The organism is Mesobacillus sp. (assembly GCF_047739415.1).
Taxonomy (GTDB): Bacteria; Bacillota; Bacilli; order Bacillales; family Cytobacillaceae; genus Mesobacillus.
Genome location: NZ_JBIQOE010000077.1, coordinates 1 through 23,549, shown reverse-complemented (window position 1 = coordinate 23,549; position 23,549 = coordinate 1). Strand labels below are relative to the sequence as shown.

The 23,549-nt window shown below is 44.1% G+C and carries 24 protein-coding genes and 1 riboswitch; of the genes, 5 read left to right on the top strand and 19 right to left on the bottom strand.

Translation table 11 applies throughout. The features are described 5' to 3' along the window. Window positions 1-448: 448 nt before the first annotated feature. Together ACH0QE_RS06810 and ACH0QE_RS06805 are read right to left on the bottom strand one after the other, a co-directional pair. The gene (locus tag ACH0QE_RS06810) at window positions 449-1,264 is read right to left on the bottom strand and encodes a YihY/virulence factor BrkB family protein (RefSeq protein ID WP_415799950.1); all 816 of its coding nucleotides are present in this window, start codon (window positions 1,262-1,264) and stop codon (window positions 449-451) included. A gap of 52 nt (window positions 1,265-1,316) precedes the next feature. Then, the gene (locus ACH0QE_RS06805) at window positions 1,317-1,679 is read right to left on the bottom strand and encodes a YtxH domain-containing protein (protein ID WP_415799948.1); all 363 of its coding nucleotides are present in this window, start codon (window positions 1,677-1,679) and stop codon (window positions 1,317-1,319) included. Window positions 1,680-1,998: 319 nt separating this feature from the next. Here ACH0QE_RS06805 and ACH0QE_RS06800 point away from each other — a divergent pair, with 319 nt between their 5' ends. Both ACH0QE_RS06800 and ACH0QE_RS06795 read left to right on the top strand, forming a co-directional pair. Continuing rightward, entirely contained in the window at window positions 1,999-3,354 is a 1,356-nt protein-coding gene (locus ACH0QE_RS06800) for an alanine/glycine:cation symporter family protein (protein ID WP_415799947.1), read from the top strand. 95 nt (window positions 3,355-3,449) lie between these two features. Next, window positions 3,450-3,674, top strand: a complete 225-nt coding sequence (locus ACH0QE_RS06795; RefSeq protein WP_415799946.1) for a DUF1128 domain-containing protein — start codon at window positions 3,450-3,452, stop codon at window positions 3,672-3,674. A gap of 275 nt (window positions 3,675-3,949) precedes the next feature. On the opposite strand, the gene ACH0QE_RS06790 is transcribed toward ACH0QE_RS06795, so the two are convergent. The 13 genes from ACH0QE_RS06790 to ACH0QE_RS06730 all read right to left on the bottom strand — a co-directional run bounded on the left by ACH0QE_RS06790 (window position 3,950) and on the right by ACH0QE_RS06730 (window position 19,961). Further along, a complete protein-coding gene (locus ACH0QE_RS06790) occupies window positions 3,950-4,534 on the bottom strand; it encodes a molecular chaperone TorD family protein (RefSeq protein ID WP_415799944.1) in 585 nt (194 codons plus the stop codon). Window positions 4,535-4,594: 60 nt separating this feature from the next. Beyond that, the gene (locus ACH0QE_RS06785) at window positions 4,595-7,693 is read right to left on the bottom strand and encodes a molybdopterin-dependent oxidoreductase (protein ID WP_415799943.1); all 3,099 of its coding nucleotides are present in this window, start codon (window positions 7,691-7,693) and stop codon (window positions 4,595-4,597) included. Further along, window positions 7,683-8,975 carry an NrfD/PsrC family molybdoenzyme membrane anchor subunit gene (nrfD, locus tag ACH0QE_RS06780; protein WP_415799942.1) on the bottom strand — a complete coding sequence of 431 codons (1,293 nt, stop codon included), beginning with the start codon at window positions 8,973-8,975 and terminating at the stop codon, window positions 7,683-7,685. The genes ACH0QE_RS06785 and nrfD overlap by 11 nt, the downstream gene beginning before the upstream one ends. A gap of 13 nt (window positions 8,976-8,988) precedes the next feature. Then, a complete protein-coding gene (locus tag ACH0QE_RS06775) occupies window positions 8,989-9,876 on the bottom strand; it encodes a 4Fe-4S dicluster domain-containing protein (protein ID WP_415799941.1) in 888 nt (295 codons plus the stop codon). A 24-nt stretch (window positions 9,877-9,900) separates the two neighbouring features. Next, window positions 9,901-10,110: a twin-arginine translocase TatA/TatE family subunit gene (tatA, locus tag ACH0QE_RS06770; RefSeq protein ID WP_415799940.1), complete on the bottom strand. Its 210-nt coding sequence runs from the start codon at window positions 10,108-10,110 to the stop codon at window positions 9,901-9,903. A 281-nt stretch (window positions 10,111-10,391) separates the two neighbouring features. Continuing rightward, complete coding sequence (locus ACH0QE_RS06765; protein ID WP_415799938.1) at window positions 10,392-11,369, bottom strand: NERD domain-containing protein; 978 nt, start codon at window positions 11,367-11,369, stop codon at window positions 10,392-10,394. Between the two features lie 239 nt (window positions 11,370-11,608). Continuing rightward, the gene (locus tag ACH0QE_RS06760; RefSeq protein WP_415799937.1) at window positions 11,609-12,952 is read right to left on the bottom strand and encodes a sigma-54-dependent transcriptional regulator; all 1,344 of its coding nucleotides are present in this window, start codon (window positions 12,950-12,952) and stop codon (window positions 11,609-11,611) included. Continuing rightward, window positions 12,924-15,116, bottom strand: a complete 2,193-nt coding sequence (locus ACH0QE_RS06755) for an ATP-binding protein (protein ID WP_415799936.1) — start codon at window positions 15,114-15,116, stop codon at window positions 12,924-12,926. The genes ACH0QE_RS06760 and ACH0QE_RS06755 overlap by 29 nt, the downstream gene beginning before the upstream one ends. Then, window positions 15,113-16,120, bottom strand: coding sequence for an ABC transporter substrate-binding protein (locus ACH0QE_RS06750; RefSeq protein ID WP_415799935.1), 1,008 nt, complete (start codon window positions 16,118-16,120; stop codon window positions 15,113-15,115). The genes ACH0QE_RS06755 and ACH0QE_RS06750 overlap by 4 nt, the downstream gene beginning before the upstream one ends. 158 nt (window positions 16,121-16,278) lie before the next feature. Next, window positions 16,279-17,181 carry a phosphogluconate dehydrogenase (NAD(+)-dependent, decarboxylating) gene (gene gnd, locus ACH0QE_RS06745; RefSeq protein WP_415799934.1) on the bottom strand — a complete coding sequence of 301 codons (903 nt, stop codon included), beginning with the start codon at window positions 17,179-17,181 and terminating at the stop codon, window positions 16,279-16,281. Window positions 17,182-17,310: 129 nt separating this feature from the next. Further along, window positions 17,311-18,171, bottom strand: coding sequence for a MurR/RpiR family transcriptional regulator (locus tag ACH0QE_RS06740; protein ID WP_415799932.1), 861 nt, complete (start codon window positions 18,169-18,171; stop codon window positions 17,311-17,313). 120 nt (window positions 18,172-18,291) lie between these two features. Further along, window positions 18,292-19,041 carry a type I methionyl aminopeptidase gene (gene map, locus ACH0QE_RS06735; RefSeq protein WP_415799930.1) on the bottom strand — a complete coding sequence of 250 codons (750 nt, stop codon included), beginning with the start codon at window positions 19,039-19,041 and terminating at the stop codon, window positions 18,292-18,294. Window positions 19,042-19,445: 404 nt separating this feature from the next. Further along, window positions 19,446-19,961, bottom strand: a complete 516-nt coding sequence (locus ACH0QE_RS06730; protein ID WP_415799929.1) for a type 1 glutamine amidotransferase domain-containing protein — start codon at window positions 19,959-19,961, stop codon at window positions 19,446-19,448. 202 nt (window positions 19,962-20,163) lie between these two features. Between ACH0QE_RS06730 and ACH0QE_RS06725 the strand changes: the two genes are divergently transcribed. Then, window positions 20,164-20,439, top strand: coding sequence for a late competence development ComFB family protein (locus tag ACH0QE_RS06725; RefSeq protein ID WP_041967705.1), 276 nt, complete (start codon window positions 20,164-20,166; stop codon window positions 20,437-20,439). A gap of 100 nt (window positions 20,440-20,539) precedes the next feature. Here ACH0QE_RS06725 and treR read toward each other — a convergent pair whose 3' ends face one another. Beyond that, window positions 20,540-21,265, bottom strand: coding sequence for a trehalose operon repressor (treR, locus tag ACH0QE_RS06720; protein WP_415799928.1), 726 nt, complete (start codon window positions 21,263-21,265; stop codon window positions 20,540-20,542). A 298-nt stretch (window positions 21,266-21,563) separates the two neighbouring features. Between treR and ACH0QE_RS06715 the strand changes: the two genes are divergently transcribed. After that, window positions 21,564-21,884: a helix-turn-helix domain-containing protein gene (locus tag ACH0QE_RS06715; protein WP_023625726.1), complete on the top strand. Its 321-nt coding sequence runs from the start codon at window positions 21,564-21,566 to the stop codon at window positions 21,882-21,884. A 179-nt stretch (window positions 21,885-22,063) separates the two neighbouring features. Here ACH0QE_RS06715 and ACH0QE_RS06710 read toward each other — a convergent pair whose 3' ends face one another. Continuing rightward, window positions 22,064-22,189 carry an anti-repressor SinI family protein gene (locus ACH0QE_RS06710; RefSeq protein ID WP_084135555.1) on the bottom strand — a complete coding sequence of 42 codons (126 nt, stop codon included), beginning with the start codon at window positions 22,187-22,189 and terminating at the stop codon, window positions 22,064-22,066. 29 nt (window positions 22,190-22,218) lie between these two features. Further along, window positions 22,219-22,304: riboswitch (cyclic di-GMP riboswitch) on the bottom strand. Between the two features lie 241 nt (window positions 22,305-22,545). Further along, entirely contained in the window at window positions 22,546-22,734 is a 189-nt protein-coding gene (locus ACH0QE_RS06705) for a hypothetical protein (RefSeq protein ID WP_415799926.1), read from the bottom strand. Window positions 22,735-22,961: 227 nt separating this feature from the next. Between ACH0QE_RS06705 and ACH0QE_RS06700 the strand changes: the two genes are divergently transcribed. Continuing rightward, window positions 22,962-23,300 carry a helix-turn-helix domain-containing protein gene (locus ACH0QE_RS06700; protein ID WP_415799925.1) on the top strand — a complete coding sequence of 113 codons (339 nt, stop codon included), beginning with the start codon at window positions 22,962-22,964 and terminating at the stop codon, window positions 23,298-23,300. A gap of 3 nt (window positions 23,301-23,303) precedes the next feature. On the opposite strand, the gene ACH0QE_RS06695 is transcribed toward ACH0QE_RS06700, so the two are convergent. Beyond that, window positions 23,304-23,549 (bottom strand): hypothetical protein (locus ACH0QE_RS06695; protein ID WP_415799923.1); only part of this gene is annotated, 246 nt, incomplete at its 5' end.

The following is a 23,549-nucleotide window of genomic DNA, read 5'->3' as shown; positions in this document are numbered from 1 at the left end:
AAGCGCCCTCGCAATGGGGCGCTTTGTGTTAGTGATATCCGTTTGATCCGTTTGCTGAACCGGATGTTTTTTGGCTGTGGTTGCTTTTGCCTTTTTGCTTCGTGCTACCGTCTTTTTTCGTCTTCTTTGTCATCCTGAATTCCCCCTGTCATAAGAATAGCGCAAGCGCCTTGTACAGCCCCGACAAGCGTTGTAGGGCCGACCGGTGAAGTCGCTCTTTGACTTCATTGGGCGGACCGAAACGTCTCGAGCTGCTCAAAGCTAACGCTTCTCGCAAGATACTCGAGGAAGCATTATCAGTGATGAAAACTGGCTAGGCGCTGGAGCTGGACACCAATCTAAGTGCCAAAGATTTAACTACTTCTAAAAAATGAGGAGCAAGCCTCTCTTGTATCTTCTGCTAAAACTGCAGACGTTACCTGAGGTAATTTCAGGATAAAGAATGGCATCAGCAGCCTGTTTTCTTTTCGCTATAATAAGCATTGATTTCTCCGCCAATGATAATGATATACGCGGATAAATAGAGCCAGATCATCAGGACAATGATTGCGCCGATACTGCCGTATGTGGCAGTGTAGGAAGCGAAGTTACTGACATAGTAAGAGAAACCGAGTGATACAAGCACCCATCCTCCAGTCGCGAAAATCGATCCCGGTATGCCGCTGACGCAGGTGAGCTTCTTATTGGGAGCAATCCAGTACAAACCAAGAAAAACAATGAATAAAATTAAAATGCTGATCACCCAGCGAAGCATATTCCATACGTAAAGGAATTCTTCTTTCAGTCCGAAATTCGCGAACAGCCAGCTTCCAATTTCTTTTCCGAACACAGGAAGAATCAAAGCGACCAGGAACACAAAAATCATGGCAAATGTCAAAAAGATCGCCATAAACCTGCTAACGATAAACGACCTTGTTTCTTCGACCCGATAAGCACGGTTAAATGCCCTTACAATCGCATTAATGCCGTTTGAGGCTGACCAAACCGTCGCCAATAATCCAAAGCTCAGCAATTTACCGTCCTTTTGCATGATATCCTCTAGGCTGTTTTTGATTAAATCCATCGATTCACCAGGTGCATAGTCATCAAAAAAGCCGAGGATATCCACTTCTGAAATTGGCAGATATGGAACAAGCGTTACCAGGAAAATCAAAAGCGGAAACAAGGAAAGCAATAAGAAATATGCAAGCTGCGCGGCTAGTGCCGGAACATCGTCCTCCTGAATCCTCTGCCACATATGCCTGAAAAATGATATATCAACCATCCATTCACCTCATTTATGCACTCCTTGCTCCTGCCCGGGGCTTGTCAATTCATCATTCTGTTTCATCTATATGCTTCTGTGTTTGTCCGGATGCCGCAATCTTTCTCAGCGTTTCTTTTGTATCTTTGACCAATTCCGTAACCTGAGGAGGTACATCCTTTATTTCTTCGACCTTTTCAGTGATGAAAGCAACGTCCTCTGTTACTTGTTCCACTGTTGCCCTTACTTTATTCGCTGTTTCTCTCAGGTCTTCAATAAACTCATTTGGGTTTTTTACAACATACGTAACACCGCTGGAAACCTTGCTGAAATCCTCTTTTACAGCCTGGCGTGTCGATTTTTCCAAAAGGGAAACCGCTCCCCCTGCCAATGCGCCTAACATCATGCCCATCCAAAACTTTTTCGAGCTGCCCATGTTTTCTCCTCCTAGAGTCTTCCTTCTCATTTTGCAGGCCTCTCACTGCCTGCCTCCTAACTAACATTTTCCACGATTGCCATCACTTCATGCAAGTGTTGAGAAATATATTGCAAATTTTTTTAAGTACTCTCCCGTGAATTTCAAAAGTGAATAATATTTTTATACCCGCACAAACAGCTTTATGACAACAACTCACGCATGATTTCATATGTCCTTCTAAGTTTTACCTAATGGATATCACTTGACTTACTACTAATTATCAGAATATTCTTGTTGGAGAACATTTTCCGAATATAACTTTTCAAGGGGGAGCATCATGACATTTGAAGATTGGATTGGCAAAATCAGCGGCTGGGTTTGGGGGCCTCCTTTATTGATCCTGCTTGTCGGGACGGGAATCTACCTTACGTTCCGCATTGGCTTCCTGCAAATCAGGCTGCTGCCTTACTCACTCAAGCTGGCTTTTACGAAAAAACAGGACAAACGATCCGAAGGGGACATTTCACATTTCCAGGCTTTGATGACGGCACTTGCTGCAACTGTAGGTACCGGTAATATCGCAGGTGTCGCAACGGCGATTTTCACAGGCGGACCTGGTGCCGTCTTCTGGATGTGGATTACCGCATTTTTTGGTATGGCTACAAAGTACGCGGAAGCAGTTTTAGCCGTGAAATACCGGGTTGAGGATAAGGATGGAGAGATGTCCGGCGGCCCAATGTATTATCTTGAACGCGGGCTTGGCCAAAAATGGCTTGGTGTTTTATTTGCATTGTTTGGCGCGATTGCGGCATTCGGGATTGGCAACCTTGTACAATCAAATTCAGTTGCAAGTGTCGTCCAATCAACCTTTTCTGTGCCTGCCTGGGTAACTGGTCTTGTATTGACAATTTTTACGGCTCTTGCTCTGATTGGCGGAATTAAGAGCATCGGTAAAGTCACTGCTTTATTCGTACCAGTCATGGCAGCATTTTACCTTCTTGCTGGTCTTGTGGTCATGATCATGAACTTCGACCTTGTACCAGCAGCAGTTGCTCTAATTTTCACCGATGCTTTCACAGGCGAGGCAGTTGCCGGCGGGGCGCTTGGAACTGTCATCAGGATGGGTGTTGCCAGAGGCGTATTCTCCAACGAAGCAGGTCTCGGGTCTGCACCGATTGCTGCCGCGGCAGCCAAGACGGACCTGCCTGGACGCCAGGCACTTGTATCAATGACACAGGTGTTCATTGACACTATTGTCATCTGTTCGATTACCGGAATCACGATCGTCATGGGCGGACTGTATACAGGAGACACGACTGCAGCCGACCTCACATCAGCGACCTTCGACAAGTTCCTTGGCCAGACCGGCTCGGTGATTGTTGCGGTTGGTTTGCTGTTCTTCGCGTCATCGACAATCATCGGCTGGTCTTATTACGGAGAGAAGTGCTTCTCGTATCTGTTCAGCAAAAAAGTCGTGTTTTACTACCGAATCGCGTTTGTCGTTGCTGTATTCATCGGAGCAATCTCCCAGCTTGAAGTTGTATGGGGTATAGCCGATGTCATGAACGGTTTAATGGCCTTCCCGAACCTGATCGGATTGCTCGGCTTGTCTGGTGTGGTCGTAGTTGAAACAAGGAAGATCTTGAATACTATTAAGGAAGAAAAGAAAGAATCTAATACGTATAGTGCATGATCATAATCCGGCGTCCCAATGGCGCCGGATTTGTAATTGACTTTTTTAACCGAACGTGGAAAGATGGTTGTACAACCATTGAAAGGATGAACGGTGTGGACTTAACTAAAAATTCCCCTGAAAACGTTGACTTCATGATTGAAAAAATCAAGGAAAAATTGAAGTTCATGAACCTTGGTGCGATTAAATCAACGCATTTTGACGGCGAGATGTATGAAGAGTTAAAAGAAATCTATGATATGATCATGAGAAAAAGTAACTTCAGCCCAAATGAAATGCAGGCGATCGCTGAAGAGCTCGGAAACTTGCGTAAGCAGTAAAGGATGACAGGCACTGATTGGGTGCCTGTTTTTTTTGTTGTGTATAGAGAGATGAGATGTGGTAGTCAAATCCTGAATGTGGGTGGATTAATTTACGATGTGGTCGAATTATCATCAAACTCGGTCGAATTAATTGAGAATTTGGACGAATTAATTCAAAATGTGGACGAATTATCCTTAAATGTGGTCGAATTAATTGTAAATGTAGTCACGATATTTTCAAAAGTGGTCATTAAAGCAAAAACGGTCCTCCATTTTGAGGACCGTTTCATGTCTTATGCTGCTTCCACCCAATTTTCACTCATCATTTCTGCATAAAAGCTTAGGAACTCTTTGAAGAATGGATGGGTGATTTTTACTTCGGCATTTTCAAGCAGAGGTTTGAGGACCGGCTTGATGAATCTGGTCATCATTTCCACTTCGATTTCTTCCAGCTGCTGAAGGTATTCGCTGTCACCCTCTTGTTCCGCTTTGATCTCTCCCTGTAAAATGGAGCTGATGAATGCAGTCATGCTGCCAAAATGGTCTGGGAGTCTGTCCTGCTCGAGCGGGAAATAAAAGGCTGTTTTTTCATAAAGGCCGATCAGGCAAAGCAGCTCATGTCTGCGTGCTTCTTCATCTTCATTATTCTTCGTATAAGATGAAAAATATGGGGAGACAAAGTGGTCTCCCGGTATGAAAAAGTGATTGTCATACCAGAGCTGCACTTCATCCCGAGTGTATAAGGAATGAAATGATAGCTCCTTCCGCATTCCTTCAGGGACATCGTTCAAGAATTTTTCATAGGTGTCCCAATCCCCTAGCCAGATGCTTGTCATGATATTCGCAATCGCAAGCTTTCCATATCGTTCTTCCATCATTGTCTCCACCTTTATTTCAACAGAAATTTCGGGGTGCCCATCAGGCATCCCCGATGATTGTTATGCTTTTTCTACATCCACGAATACATCCTGCTGCGCCGGGCCGCCGACCAGCAAGTCTGCAAGAAAACCTTCAAAATAGCTGCCGTCTCGATCTGAAAGCGAGTTGACTGAGAACCCAAGTCCGCGCGGTTTGGCGTATCCTGATTCTTCATGGAGCGGTTTATTGAATTCGTAACCAGTGTGGCCGTATTTTCCGGCAGGCTCAATTGTTTTACCGTCGACTTTGACTGCCTTAGACCCGTATGCATCATGCCCAAAGCTAAAGTTTGCTCCTACGACGCCTGGCTTGATTCCTGGGGTAACGAGTGCCCGGCCCTTCACTTTAGAGTTATTGGAAGAGATGTATATCTCGTCATCTGTCTTGAAGCCTTTTTTCTTCGCGTCGATTGGATTGATCCATACATAGTTTTCCGGTTTGATTTCACGAAGCCAAACATTGCCTTCCGTGCGGTGAGTCGCCATATTCCTTGATTTCCAGTTGATGAATTGCAGCGGCTTGTTTGGCTTGTAGACTTCTCCGTCATATGTCTTGATTTCCTCCGCTACCGGAACGCCTTCAAAGAACTTGCCTGTGTAGGCACTCTTGAAGCCTGCAGCTTTTTCATCGTAAAAATAAACCTGTTTTGCCCACTGATACTTGAGTTTGTTGCCTACATATTCATCGCCTGCTGCCTCAAAGCGGCCACCACGGTTCAATACGTAAACGACTTTCTTCCATTCTTCCGGTTTGACTGCATTTTTCAACTTCTGAATGTCAAAATATTTGCCGAGCGCTTTCTGTCTTGCTTTTTCAAAAATCGCCAGCTCTTCCGCATTTGCATCCTTTACTGGCTTCTTGCCATCAAAGGCAATGTTAGCAATACGTTTCAAGTAGTAGTCTTCAGGAGTGTGAATCGCTGATCCGTCAGCTAAAGCATTGTCGCCAACACCTGGAAGTCCCATTCCTTTTAGCAAATCGATGTAGACTTGTTCAGTTGGACGAGCGTCAGGAACTACTCTCGTCACTGGCTGGATAACGCCTGCGAATTTATGCTTCAGGATCGGGAAGATGTCTTCAGCGTTCCAGCTTTCCAGATAGGCAAGGTCCGGTAAAATGAAGTCTGCATACTTAGAAGTCTCGCCGATAATCACATCAGATGCTACAACAAGTTCAACAACTTTTGGATCCCTGATAAACTTGGCCTGCATTTCTGATCTTGGTGCAGACATTACCGGCGAAGTTCTGTTTATCAGCAATGCCCTGATTTTGTATGGGTAGCCCTCAGCAGAGCTAGGAAGTACGTCATGGATCAGTTTATTGCCAAACGGATACCAAGGGCGCTTAGCTGGATAGCCATCTTTTGCGAACAATGATGTTTTTTCATAAGGAACTTTGTGTCTTGTGACCGGGATCCCCCATCCTTTGTTTGCATTTGGAACAGTCGCAAGATCATAGCGGCCTTCTGTTGCTTTGTACTTGGCGCCGAGAACAGTGTCGCCGCCCTTCCAGTCATGGTTCCCGACGAGGTGGTTCAGCATATTGATTGCCCTCACGCTGTAGTAGCCATTCGTATGCATCGCCGGTCCGCGGTAAGAGTGGATACCGACCTTTTTGCCATGGGATGTGAACTCTCGGGCAATCTGGACAATCTGGTCCACTGGTACATCGGCCTGCTTTGCATATTCTTCGATCGATTTTTCCATGACTCTGTCTTTAAAAATCCTGAAGACAGATTTTACTTTGATGCCATTGATTGTTGTATCGACATCAAGGTCGCCGTTTCTTGCCTTCGCATGGGAAACTGGTTTGCCGTTTTCGATGACGACGAATTCATCGCTGCCGATTCCGAGGTCCTTGGCACGTATGAATGGACGCTTCTTTTCACCGACATTGACTAGGAAGGAAGCATCGCTCCATGTTGTTTCACCGTCTTCATTCGCCGCTTCCTGGTTCGGATTGCGAAGGTAAATATCGTCATAGCGGTTATTTTCAATGATCCAGCGGCTCATAGCCATCGCAAGCGCACCGTCCCCGCCCGGTTTCACAGGAACCCAGACATGCGCTTTCTCTGCTGTCTTGCTGAAGCGAGGGTCGATGACGACCATTTTCATGCCGCGATCGATCGCGTTTGTGATTTGTGGAGCAAATGTGGTCGGCCCACGGTTTGCCACCATCGGATTTGATCCCCAGACGATGACCATTTCAGCGTTATCGTAATCCGGAATCATGCGCTTCTTCGGCTTTTCGGAATCATGCGAGCGGACATTCCCCATAACGCTTGTAATACCGCAATAGCCGCCGTGGTCATAATAGTTCGCTGTACCAAGGCTGCCGACTGCAAGGCGCTCAATGAACTCGCGTCTGTGTCCTGCCATGACCGCGATTTGGTTCGCTTTTGGACCAAAGTCGGGATGGTTCGTGTCGATCAGGACATCCTTGTATTTTTTATCAAATTCAGCTTTGGTCATTTCACCAGCTTTCAATTTATCCCAGTCGGCCATGACTGCTGCTTCCGGTACGTATTTCCACATTTCTTTTAACCCTGGAGTGCGAAGATCCTTGCTGCCTTCGAGGATTTCTTTGTATGCCTCTTCCCAGCTGACTGTTTTCCAGACGCCGCTTCCCCTCTCGCCTACGCGCTTCAATGGTTTCTGTATCCTGAATACATCATAGTTCGTCTGGATGCCGGCCTGGCCTTTTAAGCAGGTACGTCCACCGCGGAGACCGCGTCCCATTTTAGCGACATCACCCGTTCCTTTTACAGCCTGTGAAACTGGTGTATCGTAGTTGATATGGCCGATTTGCACCATATTGATTGGGCTGTACTGGTTGCCGGCAATCTTGCGGACAATGGAAGAATAAGCTCCTCCCACCGCCCCGGCAGTGATATAAGTTTTAATCGTACATGTCGCATTACACTGCTGGCATGACGTGAAAATGACATTTTCTGCTGTATAATCCTGATAATCGGTGCCAGTTCCGTGTGGCTCATCAGTCCAGACACCACCCATTACCTGCTTGATTGGCCCAACGAATGCCGGGCCGACAAACGCGACCGCCCCGAGTGTTCCGAGCGCTTTTAAAAATCCACGCCGTTTCATTGGTTTATTTTCCATTATGGCTCACCTCGTCAGAAGTTTCTTCGATTGGCAGCAGCAGCTCGCCGAATGAATAGATTAATAATCCCATCGCGACAACACCGACACTTACCATCCATTCCTTGATCGTCGGTGCGTAATTGCCCCACGGAAGTTCGTGGAAAACTGGCACCACAAGCGGCGGAACAACAATATTGAAGCGTACGCCGATGATCCCGATGACGATCAGGACGGCAGCAATCAGCAAGGCATTAATGTTTTCACTTGTTTTCTTCCAAAATACAATGGTTATCGGTACTACCGCTCCGAGGAACATTTGAACGATCCAGAACGACCACGCTTTTTCACTTGCCAGCATCGTTCCTAGGGTGTCAAGGTGTTCAGCTTCCAGACCATACCAGCCAGTAAGATATTCATAGAATTGAAGACCCAGGTCAATGATCAGGAAACCAACCATCAGTTTCGCCAGCGATACAACCATGCCCTTATCAATTTCTTGCTTCTGGACTTTTTTCTTGATGACGTACATTGCCAACAGCAATGCCGTTCCAGAAACCATTGCCGATACGACGAAGATGATTGGGAATAATGCTGTATTCCATGCTGGCCGTGCTTTTACAAGGGCAAATATCGTTCCTGTACCGCCATGGACTCCGAAAATCGCGATTGGGATCCCTACTGTTCCAAGTACTTTCATCCACATGTGGTCGCGTTTTTTTGTTGCAGCGTTGATTGTTGAATTTTTAAAGGTTAATAACTTTGCCACAAAGCCTTGCATCGTGTTTTTCTTTGCAGCCCGGACAAGGTCTTCCCTCATCGCAATGTAAAGCTCCACCGTCAGCAGCGCAATGTAGACAAGATAGAAGTGTACCTCCCATCCTAATGGTGAAGTGACATTCCAGTAGATAATCGCATTCAGCAGACGCTCCGGACGGCCAAGGTCCATCAGGACGAAGGTCAGCGCGACAATCATACAGACAATCGCTGTAAAGAGTGCCGCCTTTCCGACTCTCTCGTATTCTTCCATCCCAAAAACATAGATTAACGTCGACAACAGGAACGAACCTGCGCTCAAACCGACGAAGAAGATGTAAAAAGCGATCCATGCTCCCCATGGGGTGATGCTTGATAGATTCGTTGCTGCCAGACCTGTGATGAAACGTTCAACGATGAAATACCCGCCTAATAAGAAAGCAACTGTCAAAGCTGAAATCCAAATTTTAAAAGCTTTTGATACTTGCAGATTTATTTTTGTTTTTGATGTACTTTTCTCTTTTAAATCAACCGCAAGATTGGCCATCGCCATTCCCCTCCTATCTTAAGTAAATGACATTCGGATGTGTTCCCAGCTCTTCCTTAAGGCGGAATGCCCTCGGGCTCGCAGCCAGTTTGGATACAACACTGTTAGGGTCGCTGATATCGCCGAAGAAACGGGCATCGCCAATGCAGGTTTCCACGCATGCAGGCTCTTCGCCTCTTTGCAGGCGGTGGAAGCAGAAGCTGCATTTACGGACTGTGCCGATTGGTGTCTTGCCTTTTTCACGGTTTCCGCGTTCGACGCCGTATTCAGGGCTCGTTATGTCATTGGCACCTTGCATTTCCTGTTCATAGCTGTCTCCGAAATCGAAGGAACGTGCTCCATACGGACAGGCAACGATGCAGTAGCGGCAGCCGATGCAGCGGTCATTGTCGATCGCGACAATTCCATTTTCCATTTTATAAGTCGCTCTCGTCGGACAAACCTGTGCACAGGCCGGTTTGTCACATTGCATGCACGGCCTTGGAAGGTTGACTGATTTGATGTTCGGAAACTCGCCTTCGAGAGATTCCATGACGACATTGTAGGAAATTCCCGGCGGCGTCCTGTTCTCAGCCTTGCAGCTGACCGTACAAGTATCGCAGCCGACGCATTTCTTCAGGTCAATGACCATCGCCCATTTTGGGCCGTCACCCTTCCTGATGTCTGGTCCATCAGCTGATGCGTAATAGTTGCCGAATTCCTTAGTCAGGGATGAAGAATAGACTTTATGGAAATCTTCAATTTTCAGTTTGCCACTGATGACCTTCCTCGCATCGCGCGCCATGTTCAAGCCAAGCTCGGTATCATACTGTGATTCATCCATTTCTTTCCTGGCATCAGGAACCATCTTGTCGACGATTTTGTCGTAATCTACTTTTTTCTCATTTGAAAATAGACCCATTTTCACTCACCTCTTTTTAAGCGTTTAGATTTCTTTTTTGATTTCCTTGAGTTCTTTGATGTCATCAGCGATATCGTCGGTAATATCACTTGTCAGTTCACGAGTCGATTTCTTAAATTCCTTCAGCGTCTGGCCGAACGCCCTGCCGATTTCCGGAAGCTTCTTCGGGCCGAAGATGATCAACGCCAATGTGAGGATTAAAATCAAACCAGGAATGCCAATATTGGATAGCATAACGCCACATCCTTTTTTATTTTTTCTTGCTTATATATAATGCAAGCTGCGTGCCAACTTTTTTGGCTTGGGTTGTTTTTGGAAGTGCCGCTTGGTGAAATCCATGTGGCTGTAGGGCTGCAGGATTCGTGACATCTTTGTGAACGCAAAAAAGCGGCTGAAACCGGATTTTCGATTCGGTTTCAGCCGCTTTTGGTGTGCCATTTTGTCACAGTACTGCAATTTTGGCATGTGACATTTTGGCATGGTGTGCAGGAATGGCAGGGATGGAGATTGGAGGCTTAATCCCATAACGGAAAACTTTTACCAGGGGTATAGACTCTCCCTTTCTTCTCACCGGATATGTTCAGGTCCAACTGGGACAGCATTCTCCTCGCCTGGTGAATTGAGGATATTCCAAGAAAATCCCTAAATTGTCCGTTAGTAATCGACTGACCATTAATGAGAAAGTAATCTTTTAAAGCAGCAACATGGGCATCCTTTGAAGTGTGGCCGCATCTCTTACACCCCCATAGGCTATGAAATCTTTCCATGCCAAATGTATTGCAGGCAGGACACTCAACTCCTTTCTGCAATTCACCATAAGGAAGATTCAATGCTTCTAAGTTTGGGATATATGGTTTATGTTTTTTGAGTAAAAGCTTAACTATTTTCTTAGCCTCTTGATCCGATATTATCTCTTTTTGATATTTTTCAAAGTAAGGATTGATTTTATAGAAGATGCCGGGGGACTTAAATACTCTTTGGCTAACTTCTTTGTTTTGAGTTGGATTTTTGATGATGGCTTGTGAATGGGTGATGGCAACGAACGGTTCTAACGGGGGCGGTGAATATTGATGACTGATTAGAAATGCTTTCAGTTGACGCGCTTGTATTTTCGTCTGGAGAACGGGATCAGGGTATACCTTTTCATTATCATTTAAATATTGGATCATTTGATTGAATTCAGGATAAAACTCAAGCGTTCCTGCATAATACTTTGAATCAATTGGTATGATTAATGAGCTTGAGATTAATAAGGAGTCAATTTGGAAGTGGGTGTCGTTGAAGGGGATTCTTAAATCGTGCAAGATTGTTAATTTAGCCTGGTCGATTTGTGAGATATGGTAATCTAATTCTTTTTCACCTTTGTATCCAGCTCGTTTTCTAGATAACTTGTTCTCAAATTCTGCTTTTCTTGGATGATTTATCGGTAATCGCCTTACAATTGCCTCATAAATCTTCACTTCTTTTGGCATGGTTCGTTTTTTCGCTATCAAAAGCTTCACTCCTTGTTTGTAATGCTCTTATAATTCGATATTTAAGCTTAAATTACCTTCTATTTTATTTGTGAACATTTTTATTGGCGGAGTTCACAATTTTATTGGCGATAATTTCATTTTATTGGCGAAAATAAATTTTTATTGGCGATTTCATCCTACTTATTGGCGATAATCAAAATATATTGGCGAACTGGAAATTCCGAGCGTTTTTTTCCAGTTCGCCACACACATACAAACTATTCTTTCAACCCATATTGATCAATTTTCCGGTAAAGATTCCGTACGCTTATGCCAAGCACGTCTGCTGCTTTTGTTTTGTTCCATTTCATCTGCTTCAGAGCGTTTTCGATGTGTACTTTTTCGACTTCTTCCAAAGAGCATAATGGCGTGAGCTGGACTTCTGTCTGTGTAATCGTAGTTTTACCAGCATGAGGCAAAAGTAAATCCTCGGCTGCGATCATACTTCCTTTTGATAACAGTACGCCTCGTTCAATCAGGTGGCTCAGCTCGCGAACATTTCCCGGAAAATCGTAATCTTCAAGGGCAGCGAAAGCTTCACTTGATAGTAGCTTCGACGGGTCTTTTGTTTTCCCGATGAAATGCTCAATCAGTGCTGGCAGGTCTCCCTTCCGTTCCCGCAGTGGCGGAATCGTCAGCTTGACGACATTCAAACGATAGTAAAGGTCTTCACGGAACCGACCTTCGGCAACTTCTTTTTCCATATCCCGGTTCGTGGCGGCGACGACGCGGACGCTAACATGCCGCTCCCGTACATCGCCGACCCGGCGGAATTCACCTGTCTCGAGGAAACGCAGCAATTTCACCTGCAGAGCCAATGGCATTTCGCCCAACTCATCCAAAAATAGTGTTCCGCCTTTCGCTGCTTCAACCAGTCCTTTTTTATCCTGGCTCGCTCCGGTAAAAGCACCGCGGGCATGACCGAACAGCTCGCTTTCGAGCAGATGTTCAGGCAGTGCACCCGAGTTCACCGGCACGAATGGTTCATCTGCACGGCAGCTCCAATAATGGAGTGCTTTCGCAAACAGCTCCTTCCCGGTGCCGCTTTCGCCCTCAATCAGGACAGGCACATCGCTGTCGGCAATCCTCCTTGTCATCTCAAGCACTTCTTTAAAATTGGCACTGTCACCAATGATATTGAACCCATTATGCTGGGCGATGATTTTTTTCATGCTGTCATTCTTTTCTTTCAGCGCTTTATTTTCAGCAGCCTTTCCAATCGTCAGTTCCAATTCTGATAGATTATAAGGCTTGGTAATATAATCGAAGGCGCCCACCTTCATCGCTTCAATCGCGGTATCAATCGTCCCGTGCCCGGTCAGGATCAGCACTTCAATATCAGGCTGGACTTTCTTGGTTTCTTTTAAAAGTTCAATGCCGTCCATATTCGGCAGCCTGATATCATAGACGCCAATGTCATAATCATTCTTTTTCACAAGTTCAAGGGCATCCTCGGCCGTGCCAGCGCTGTCCACGTCAAACCCATTACGCTTCAGCCTCCTTACTAAAAGCTCAAGCAAATCCTGTTCATCGTCAACGACTAACAATCTTATTGCTGACATCGTAGCCCACCTCCATTGTTTCTTGTGCTGAGTTTCCGTAGCTATCTGTAACTTCAGATTTCCCCGCCTGATTTACCACGCCATGCCCTGCCTTCATCGAACGCCCTACCGGCAGCTGGATTTCTACCGTCGTTCCTTCTGATAGTTTACTGTCAATCGTGATATTCCCGCCGAACTGCTGGATGATGCCGTAACATACTGACAAGCCAAGACCGGTTCCTTTTCCGATTGGCTTTGTCGTGAAGAATGGATCGAACAGTTTATCCATCGCTTCGACAGGGATTCCGTGGCCGCTGTCTCTTACTTTTATTGAAACCGCTTCTCCATTGCTTTCTGATGCCGAAATGATCAGTTTTCCTTCGCTTTCCATCGCGTCGACTGCATTATTGATCAGGTTGACAATGACCTGCATCAGTTTTAGTCCGTCACCACTTACAGCCGGCAGCCCTTCATCGACATGAAGTTCAAGCTGGATCCGCTGCTTTTTCAGCTGATGCTCGACAAGACTGACGCTATTTTCGATAATTTCCTTTACTCGAATCTGGTCCTCTGTCCAATCGTTCTTCCGGGAAAAATTAAGCAGGTTTCCGGTAATGCGTTTGCAGCGCTCGGTATTTTCTTTGATTTTACGGAGATAATGCTCCATTTCATCTTCATCAAGGTCCTCATCCCGTGCTTGGATTCGGTCAATTAAGTCCTCAGCGTATACATTGATCGTCGCCAAAGGATTATTGACTTCGTGTGCGAAGCTCGACGCCATAATGCCAAGTGCGCTCAGTTTATCCGTTTGGATCATCGTTTCTTCCATTTGTTTTTGCTCGGTGATATCCTCGAGCACGACGAGGAATTCACCCTCTTCCTCGATCGCGTGGTTGAGTGGAAACACTCTGTGCCTGAAAATCCGCTCGCCATTCGCGCCGTCCTTAAACTTCATGACTTCGTCGGCGATTTTATCAAGGTCGGGACAGGTAATCGGACAATTCAAGCAAGGGGCGTTTTCCCCGCCAATCACTGCGTAACAAGGCAGCGTCAACCGGTCTTCCTTCAGCCACCCTTTTAAAATTGGATTCATCCAGGTGATCCGGTACTCTTTTGTCACCAGTGCCAGCCCGGCACCAATACCGTTGACAACCACATCAAGCCTCTCCTTCTCTTGCTCGAGCAGTCTTGATTTTTCAAGCAGCTCCTTACTCATATCATTGAAGGAATCAGCCAGTTTACCAAGCTCATCGGTCCGTTTCATTTTTACAGGGCTGATTTTCCGGCCTTGCTTCAAATTGTTCATTTCCCGGTCGATTGAAACAATTGGTCTTGTAAAATACAGCCCTGCCCAAACGCTGATCAAGCTGACTGTTAAAATCAGCAATGCGACTGCTCCTATGCCGCTTTGCAGCATCCTGTTGATGGGGGCAAAAGCCGTAGTTTTCGGCTGCTCCATCACCAGCACCCAGTTTAAGTCTTCAATCTCAGCCGTTACACCAAGTTCATCATTGCTGCCAGACGTTTGTTTTTGCCAGAGCTTGCTGTAATCCTGATGGGCGATGACCCGGTCTTTATCATCGATTAAATATATATATGAGGAGTGATCCTGGCGCATGGACGAGATTTTTCCGATTATTTTCTGAAGCTGGACGACCACTCCGATTGCTTTTTTTGATTCATCTTCGTAAAAAGGAATAGCCAATTTCATAACAGGCTGACCGTACTGGTTGAATTCTACCTGGCCGTAAACCCTGTCAAGCGTCTGGAGCTGGAACCACATTTCATCCGTGAACCACCGCTCATTATCCCCGGCAATATTGAGCTCGTATCGCGACACTCTTTTTTCCACAAAGCCTTTATCATCGGCAATTATGACCTCCTCGACTGATTCGCTTTGCTGCAGGAGCTCATATAATGCGCTTTGTTTTTCATTCAAAAGATTAAGAGATGCGAGGACTTGGATTCGCTGGAATGTCTGGCTGAATTCATACTGAATTTCACTTGATAAATTCTCGAGCACCAGATGCTGCTTTTCCAGAATTCTCGTTTCCAGATCCGATTTTACAAAAGAGTAGTAGAATAAGCTGATCAGCAGCAACGGGATGGTCGACATCACTACCCCGAATACAAGGACCTTGTTGCGGATTGTCTGGGAGTGCAAGAAATCAGTCAGCGCTCTCATCGCTTCCTGCCTCCTTGTACTTCAGGGTGAATCAGCTCGGCGATATGCAGCAAATCCTCATTAATGGCGACTCCGAGCGCATCCTTCGTCTGCTGGTTAACGACAAAACGAATCCCATCAGGCAGTTCGACAGGCAGTTCTCCCGGCTTGTTTCCCTGAAGAATCAGGCTGACAAACCTTGATGCCTGGTAGCCCTGCGAATAAAAACTGGATCCGTAGCTCGCAAGCAACCCTTTTTCCGCTTCAAAATCATACAATCCCATAGCCGGGACTTTTTTCTCCTTTGTCAGCTTTACTAACTCATCTGTCAGCGATTCAATTCTGAAGCTGGGCAGGACTAGGATTGCCTCTCCATCATCAACCGATTTCCATAGAGTATCCAGGCATTCCTTCGAGCTAGCATCGCATGGGGAAATATTTACCCCCAGTTCCCTGGCTGCCTCCCTTGTTTCTTCAAGGCTCAATTTGCTGACATCAATCTTACTGTCATAAATTACATGCACCCTCTCGATTGCGGGCACTAGTGAAGTAAGCATCTCCAGGCGCTTGCCAGAGATACTGGCGTGATAGTTATTGATCCCGGTAAACAGACCTCCTGGTGACTTGTAATCTTTTATCAATCCAAGTTCCTTCGGTGCCGCAAGCCCTGCAAAAACTACCGGGATTTCAATGTTTTTCTCATCCATTTTTGCTTTCAGGCGCTGGGTTTCAATCCCGCCAAGCGTAACAATTAGATTGGGGTTATTCTTGAGAAGCTCATCGATTTGCCTGTCAATCAGTACTTCATCATCATGTGCATTCTTTACTGTAAAATGGACTTCCTTCACGCTATACCCGAGATCCTTCAATCCCGCTTCAAGACCAGAAAATTTCTCGTAGCGGTTTTCGCCAATCATCAGGACGCCAATTTCTACCGGCTTATCTCCCCTGACTCCAAGAAAAGCATATATAATAGCCGAAATGGCAATCGTTGTCAGAAAAAAGAAATACCACTTTGTTTTCACAGCCTGCGCCCCCAATTCCAGTATTCACTTCCACTATAACGGAAAAAGCAACGTAGCCATCTTGCAAAAAAGGATAATTTTATGAACGTATAAGGGTATATGTTCATTTCCGCCTAAAATAAAAAAAGGCTCCCCTCATTTAGAGGAGAACCTGAGTCTTAATCTTCTTTTCGTTCAACAGCATGGCCGCCAAATTCGTTTCTTAGTGCAGCGACGACTTTTCCTGTGAACGTATCGTCTTCAAGTGAGCGGTAGCGCATCATTAGTGACAGCGCGATGACTGGTGCAGCTGTTTGCAAGTCCAGCGCGGTCTCAACTGTCCATTTCCCTTCGCCTGATGAATGCATGACGCCTTTTATGCTTTCAAGCTTTGGCTCTTTAGAGAACGCATTTTCCATCAATTCCATCAGCCAGCTGCGGATGACGGAGCCGTGGTTCCAGACGCGAGAAACTTCTTTGTAGTCATAATCGAACGGGCTCTTTTCAAGGATTTCGAAGCCTTCGGCAATTGCCTGCATCATACCGTACTCAATACCGTTATGGACCATTTTCAAGAAATGGCCGCTTCCGACCTTACCTGTGTAGAGGTAGCCTTTTTCAATCGAAATGTCCTTGAAAATTGATTCAACATGGGCAAAAACTTCCGCATCGCCGCCAATCATCGTGCAGGCACCGTTGCGAGCGCCTTCCATACCGCCGCTTGTTCCGACATCCATGAATTGGATGCCTGCTGCTGAAAGCTTTTCAGCACGTCTAAGTGTGTCCTTATAGTTTGAATTACCTCCATCGATAAGAATGTCGCCCTCTTCTAAGTATGGCGTGAACTTCTCGATTACCTGGTCGATTAAATCGCCAGCAGGAATCATCAGCCAGATCACACGCGGCTTTGGCAGCATGTCCACCATTGTTTTATAATCTGCAGCAATCTCAGCACCTTCTGCTTTAATTTTCTGCATCGCTTCTTCATTAATATCGTTCGCCACAACCTCATGGCCATTTTCCATCAAATTTAATACCAAGTTATAGCCCATTTTACCAAGGCCGACCATTCCTAGTTTCACTTAGATGCACTCCTTTTTTGTAAAAACTTTTTCTTTTTTGAACAGCTATTAAATTTACGAACTTTATACAAAGATAATATCAAATAATTTTTCATATGTATATCTAAAATAAGAAAATAATTTTCACATCTAATATCTTTTTATCGAAATGGCTTCCCTGATTTTTTGCAAGTTATCAAGAGTTTGTTCCTGCCTGCGTACTGAAACCGCTACATGAAGCACATCGATTAAACTTAATTGGACCAGCCTTGAAGCTAATGCCTCAGACCGAAATAGCGTTTCGCGTGAAGTCGTATACAAAACGTGATCTGTCTCCTTCGATAAGGGAGATTTAAAGTGACTTGTGATAGCGATTGTCGCTGCTCCATTAGCTTTTGCAATCCTGAGTGCTTCTATTACATCTTTATTGCTGCCGCTATGTGAAATACCAACGGCCGCCTGTCCGGGACCGAGCAGCGCTGCGGAAATAATTTGCTGATGTCCGTCACTGTGGGCATTGCAATTGATTCCTGTCCGCAGAAATTTATGATAAGCATCGAGCGCGATTGCCGACGAACCACCTGATCCGTAAAAATCAATCCGCGTTGCCTTTGAAAGCACATCAATAATGCTCTCAAGAACCTTTTCATCCAGAAGATTAAGCGTTCCTTTCATTGCTTCGATATGCCCGGCAAAAACCTTTTCTGCAAGAGTAACAACTTGATCTTCTTCCTTTATTTCTTCGTGGATGTTCTTGATCGGTTCCACTACTTCACTCGCAAGAGCAATTTTAAAAGCTTGATAACCCCTGAATCCAAGCCGTTTGCAAAAACGGAAAATGGTTGCTTCCGCTACAGAAGCATTCTCAGAAAACTCGGTAATTGATAAATGGATGATCTCCTTCGGATTGGTCAATATATAATCCGCTACCGCCTTCTCCTTCGAGGAAAGCGACGAGTAGATGGCTTTAATCTTAACGATGACATTTTGCCCATTCAGCTCACTGGCCATTTTATTGCCTCCTTTTATGATTTTTTGACGGCGAATTTCATTTTTATTGGTTGAAGGTGAAAATTTTTTTCATATCATTTATAAAAATCGGGCCAAACTCATGTTCAGCCCGCTTCATAGTTAATCCTGTTCCGTCAAAATGACAGGACCATCCTTAGTGATCGCAATGGTATGTTCATACTGTGCTGACAGCTTGCCGTCTACGGTTCTCGCTGTCCAGCCGTTAGAATCCATCTTCGTTTTCCATTCGCCGATATTGACCATTGGTTCGATGGTAAAAACCATGCCTTCCTTCAGCCTTGGTCCCTTGCCTGGCAGTCCATAGTGCGGGATATCTGGCTTTTCATGAATCACCGAGCCGATGCCGTGGCCGATAAATTCACGGACAACCGAAAAACCTTCTCCCTCCACATAGGACTGGATCGCATGGCCAATATCGCCAACCCGGTTTCCAGGTACAGAGGCTGCAATACCCCGATACAATGCCTCTTTTGTCACTTCAAGCAGTTTTTGTGATTGGTCGCTCACATTTCCAACTCCGTAGCTCCAAGCCGAATCTGCCAGCGCACCGTTCAGGTTAACAACCATATCAATTGTGACAATATCGCCATCATTCAGCGCCTCTTTTCGAGGAAAGCCGTGGCACACCTCATCATTGATGCTGGCGCATGTTGCATATTGATAATTACGGTAGCCCTTCTGCTGAGGAGTGGCTCCATGCTTTTTCAAATAATCCTCGACAAACTGGTCAATTTCCCAGGTCGTTACCCCCGGCTTGATCAGTTTGCGTAATTCTTTATGCACGGAGGCGAGCAGCTCGCCCGCTGCCTTCATATTTTCAATCTCACGTGCTGATTTTAAAACAATCATTCCGTCATCTCCCTGAATCAATTCAATTCTATATTAACTTATATGAAGATATTCGCAAAATGAACCAGTTGATGGTTCATTTCAACTTCAATCTTGCTATTTTCAAAGAAATTATAGTTGTTTCCAAACAAAATCAGCTCCAACAGTGTTTTTTGGTTAGGATCACAACCTTTTTGTTAAAGGTTCCACAATTTATTGACGAAAAAATTATTTTATTGGCGATTTTCTCTAACTTATTGGCGAAAATCAGATTTTATTGGCGAAAACCTGCGACTTTTTGGCGATAATCAAAATTTATTTGGCGAACTGGAAATTAGGCACGGTTTTTTCCAGTTTTTCGCCGTCGCGAAGAACCGCCCATTAAAAAAGCCCTTCTGCCTAAGCAAAAGGGTTCCTCGCCAATATTATTGCAACACTTTTAGTGCCTCACGGTTAAACGCCGGGATATCTTTCGGTTCCCTGCTGGTCACGAGCTGATTGCAGCAGACTACGACTTCTTTGTCCATGTATTTTGCTCCGGCGTATCCCATGTCGACGCGGATGGATTTATAGCCGGTGGCGCCTCTGCCTTCGAGCGTTTTTGCAGTTAGCAGCAGCTGCGGTCCATGGCAGATGGCGAAGACTGGTTTCTTCTCATCCATGAATGCCTTGGCAAACTGGACGAATCGCTCATCTTCACGCAGCTGGTCTGGGGAAAAGCCTCCAGGGATGAAAAGTGCATCGAAATCTTCCGGCTTGACGTTGTCGATGCTTTCATCAATCTTAACCTCTGCTTTTTCCTGTTTGCCTGTTACGGTCTTGCCCTGTTCCTTTTCAATTGTCACTACTTCATGACCCGCTTCAGTAAAAGCACGTGATGGCTCAAGATATTCGACATCTTCAAATAAATCGGTTATTAAACAGGCAATTTTTTTACCCATATATTCAACATCTCCTTTTTTTAAAAATCTCCACTATTAAAATTCCCTGTCTTCCGTTCGTAAAACATCTAATGGAAGTTCCATTATTTTGTATAAAAACATGTAAAAAGACCTATCTTATAGCAAAAACAAAAAAAACATTTTATATTTCCGTCATTCAACTATAATTTAGTTTAGGACATCAATAGGGAGAGAAGGCACCATGAAATTTAGTTATGTCAATGTAATGGAAGAGGTCGTTTCCACTCTTGTCAACGTGTTGATGATGAGCCCTGATTACCAGACCTTCTGTAATTGCCAGAAGTGCCGGAATGATATCATTGCCATCAGCCTGAACACTCTTCCAAGTCATTATGTTACGACAGAAGATGGCCGGAAGATGGTTTACGAACAACTTAATACCCAGGAAAACAGAACCTGGATCAATAAGAGAATCATCAGCGCCATCCATCTTGTCGGCAAATACCCGAAGCATTAAATCAGAAATAGGCAATCAACTTGTCAAATATCTGATTTACAAATAAAAGCTGCCAATTGACAGCCTGGTTAACCGGGCATTATCAATGGCAGCTTCTTTTTTATACAGAATGGGTATCCATACGTCTGGCAAAATCAACAAATCGGAACTTGTCAGGACGGTGCCTTGACTCGGTATATTGGAACAGAGTAGCGTCATCAAAATAAATATAGTTTTTTACGATGACGATTGCATTGAACCCTTCCATATCAAGTAGCTTTCTGTCCTCAGCACTTGGTTCCTCTACTGTGAATTCTTTCTTCGCAAAGCTGATTTTTTTCTCCAGTTGTCCTTCTATATACTCAAATATCGAGTTTTCACATTTCTCACGTGAAAGTCCTGGCACATGCCTTTCGACGAGAAAGTCCTTATCGAGTATGACTCTTTCTTCATCAATATGCCTCACTCTTTTTACCTTCCAAACCTTTTCATTATCCTCAACGTTCAATTCCCTGGCAATTTCCCGGCCAGCCAACTCGAGATTGAACTCTTCTACTGTCGTTTTCGCCTTTCCGCCCATGTTCTCCGCCAGTTCTTTAAAACTGATCAATCCGGAAATCGGAAACTGATGTCTTTTCAAATCCAGCACAAGTGAACCTTTGCCGCGGATTTTTTGGATAAATCCATTTTGAGCAAGAAGATTCAGCGCTTTACGGATCGTTTCCCTGGAAGTATGATACATTTCCGCAAATTCATTTTCAGATGGCAAAATCGTTTTAGGAGGATAATGCCCTTCCTGGATCTGTTTCGAAATCTCTTCGTAGATCGATAAATACTTTTTCTGCATAACACATCACCCGTACCTTGTCTGATTGCTACCATTTTACCTTGTTTTTGCCCTTTTGAACACAATAGACAATTGTGTCTGTAATTTCAAAAGAATCTTCATAAAATAATGTACAACTCTTAATAACAATGTCCGATATAAAAGCGATAAGTTTTTTTCCCAACATGCTTTTTCATAAAAGCAGACCAAAAAGACTTAAAGGTTGGTTATAATTGTTCTATAAGGTGTTCTCAATATGGAACTATTTTATCAGATTTGTTATGATATAACTATAAATTGATAAGGTGTGTGGATAACAGTGATTGGTGAACGCGTCAAAAAACTTCGACAAGAAAAAAGGATGTCCTTATCTGAACTGGCAGAACAAGCTGGCGTGGCAAAATCATATTTAAGCTCCCTGGAGCGAAACCTTCAAACAAATCCTTCAATCCAATTTTTAGAAAAGATAGCAGGAGTATTGAATGTACCAGTAGACCATCTAATCCATGAACAACCCGACAAAGAAAATATGGATTCTGATTGGGTCAATCTTGTAAAAGAAGCAATGGATTCGGGTATCACAAAAGACCAGTTCCGTGAGTTCCTGGAATTCAATAAATGGAGACTCCACAATAAATAAATCTCAATGGACAGCCTGCGCTGTCCGTTTTTTATTATGGATGTTTTCACATTGTTAAGTGGCTTTTCGAATAAAACTCCTTCCCCGCATATACGAAAAGAGCCTTTATTAAAAATAAAAAGCACCTCCATAAGAGCTGCTCGATGGCACTTCCATTTTCTATGTAATGATCCACTTGTCTATTTGTTGGTCTTCGTTAAAAACTCCCTGATTTCTTCTTTGTTAATCCCCATCTCTAATGCTTCCATTATAAGCTGCATCCATTCTGTATCCAGTTCTTCGAAAACTACCTGCTCTTTAATCAAGTTCTTCCCCCCAAAATACAGTTTGTATTCCAGGCAGTCCGGCCATCATAGTAAATCGCACCTTAGATCCGTGACTTTGCGTCCTAGTTTTTCAACAAGTTTGCCTTTTTCTGTATCTTTTTACTCACTTTTTTACTCCCAATGTCATTGTACATTGTTCTATATATTTAACATGTAAATATTTGTCGGCAACAACAGAAGGATTTTTTCTCTTTTCTACCAAACAATTACAAAATCATAGCATGAAAGTAATATTATCTGAAAATTAAAACCATTTACATAAAGTTTTTTGTCAGATTATAGCTCTAATTGTTGAACTCTTTTTTTAAAATAACCCCCATAAACTTGAGATGACCCTAGGGATGGCCAGTTTTCTTATAAATTTGCTTTTTTAAGTGCGGTAAAATTGCCACTTTCTCAAGACTGATGGCATTAAAAAACGGGTATCTCGTTAAATCATTTCCGCAAACCGGGCAGAGCCACTCTCCAACCTCACTGCTGCTAAACGAAGGACGGTTACAACGATCACAATTTTTTCTGTACATGGCCATCCAGCCCCCTTCAAGAAGTGCTTTGCTACTTTATACCATTCGAGTATAGTTCATTTGTATCAATTCTGAAAAAGTCTAAAATATGGCTAATTTTCTTAAAAAAGAACAAAAAACGTTCTTTTTTAAGAAAATACTCCATTTATCTCAGTTTCTTGTATTTTTAAAAGAACTATTTTGTTCGTTATAATGAATTAATAGATGATTTTAAAGGAGATTCCCATATGAAGGTTGGCGAGAAAATTAAAAGCTTAAGGCTTGAAAAAAAGTATTCGATCAGTGAACTCTCTGAGAAAGCCAATGTTTCCAAATCCTATCTCAGTTACATCGAAAGAGGGATCCAGGGAAATCCATCTCTTCAGGTATTGTCCCGTCTGGCAGATAACCTGGATACAACTGTTGAATATTTAATGGGACAGCAAAACATGAAAGCTGCCAGGATGCCTGTTGACGAGGAATGGGTTGGGCTCGTTGATGAAGCTATAAAAAACGGAATCAGCAAAGAAGATTTTGCTTATTATCTGGATTTCATGAAGTTTAAGAGCACAAGAAAACATGATTAGCAGTTAGGTATTTATATAAATTACAATGGACAACTGCGCTTTAGACCAAATATTTTTTATTGATTTGATTGTTAGCAGCCCCAAAAAAGAACCAGCCTCATAGGCTGATTCAGTTTGTCGACAAAAGGGGTTCGGAATGTTCTCATTCCGAACCCCTTTTTGAATTTCAGCGGATTTTTCATGGGAAATAGACTCTCTTAGCTTTAATTCTAGGCCATTACTGGACTTCTCCATGTCCAGTTGGCCATC

Excerpts from the sequence above, each read along its gene's own strand:
- ACH0QE_RS06810 (WP_415799950.1), bottom strand. The coding sequence starts at position 1,264 with ATGGTTGATATATCATTTTTCAGGCATATGTGGCAGAGGATTCAGGAG.
- ACH0QE_RS06805 (WP_415799948.1), bottom strand. The coding sequence starts at position 1,679 with ATGGGCAGCTCGAAAAAGTTTTGGATGGGCATGATGTTAGGCGCATTG.
- ACH0QE_RS06800 (WP_415799947.1), top strand. The coding sequence starts at position 1,999 with ATGACATTTGAAGATTGGATTGGCAAAATCAGCGGCTGGGTTTGGGGG.
- ACH0QE_RS06790 (WP_415799944.1), bottom strand. The coding sequence starts at position 4,534 with ATGATGGAAGAACGATATGGAAAGCTTGCGATTGCGAATATCATGACA.
- ACH0QE_RS06785 (WP_415799943.1), bottom strand. The coding sequence starts at position 7,693 with ATGGAAAATAAACCAATGAAACGGCGTGGATTTTTAAAAGCGCTCGGA.
- nrfD (WP_415799942.1), bottom strand. The coding sequence starts at position 8,975 with ATGGCCAATCTTGCGGTTGATTTAAAAGAGAAAAGTACATCAAAAACA.
- ACH0QE_RS06775 (WP_415799941.1), bottom strand. The coding sequence starts at position 9,876 with ATGGGTCTATTTTCAAATGAGAAAAAAGTAGATTACGACAAAATCGTC.
- tatA (WP_415799940.1), bottom strand. The coding sequence starts at position 10,110 with ATGCTATCCAATATTGGCATTCCTGGTTTGATTTTAATCCTCACATTG.
- ACH0QE_RS06760 (WP_415799937.1), bottom strand. The coding sequence starts at position 12,952 with ATGTCAGCAATAAGATTGTTAGTCGTTGACGATGAACAGGATTTGCTT.
- ACH0QE_RS06755 (WP_415799936.1), bottom strand. The coding sequence starts at position 15,116 with ATGAGAGCGCTGACTGATTTCTTGCACTCCCAGACAATCCGCAACAAG.
- ACH0QE_RS06740 (WP_415799932.1), bottom strand. The coding sequence starts at position 18,171 with ATGGCCAGTGAGCTGAATGGGCAAAATGTCATCGTTAAGATTAAAGCC.
- map (WP_415799930.1), bottom strand. The coding sequence starts at position 19,041 with ATGATTGTTTTAAAATCAGCACGTGAGATTGAAAATATGAAGGCAGCG.
- ACH0QE_RS06730 (WP_415799929.1), bottom strand. The coding sequence starts at position 19,961 with ATGGGTAAAAAAATTGCCTGTTTAATAACCGATTTATTTGAAGATGTC.
- ACH0QE_RS06725 (WP_041967705.1), top strand. The coding sequence starts at position 20,164 with ATGAAATTTAGTTATGTCAATGTAATGGAAGAGGTCGTTTCCACTCTT.
- treR (WP_415799928.1), bottom strand. The coding sequence starts at position 21,265 with ATGCAGAAAAAGTATTTATCGATCTACGAAGAGATTTCGAAACAGATC.
- ACH0QE_RS06705 (WP_415799926.1), bottom strand. The coding sequence starts at position 22,734 with ATGTACAGAAAAAATTGTGATCGTTGTAACCGTCCTTCGTTTAGCAGC.
- ACH0QE_RS06700 (WP_415799925.1), top strand. The coding sequence starts at position 22,962 with ATGAAGGTTGGCGAGAAAATTAAAAGCTTAAGGCTTGAAAAAAAGTAT.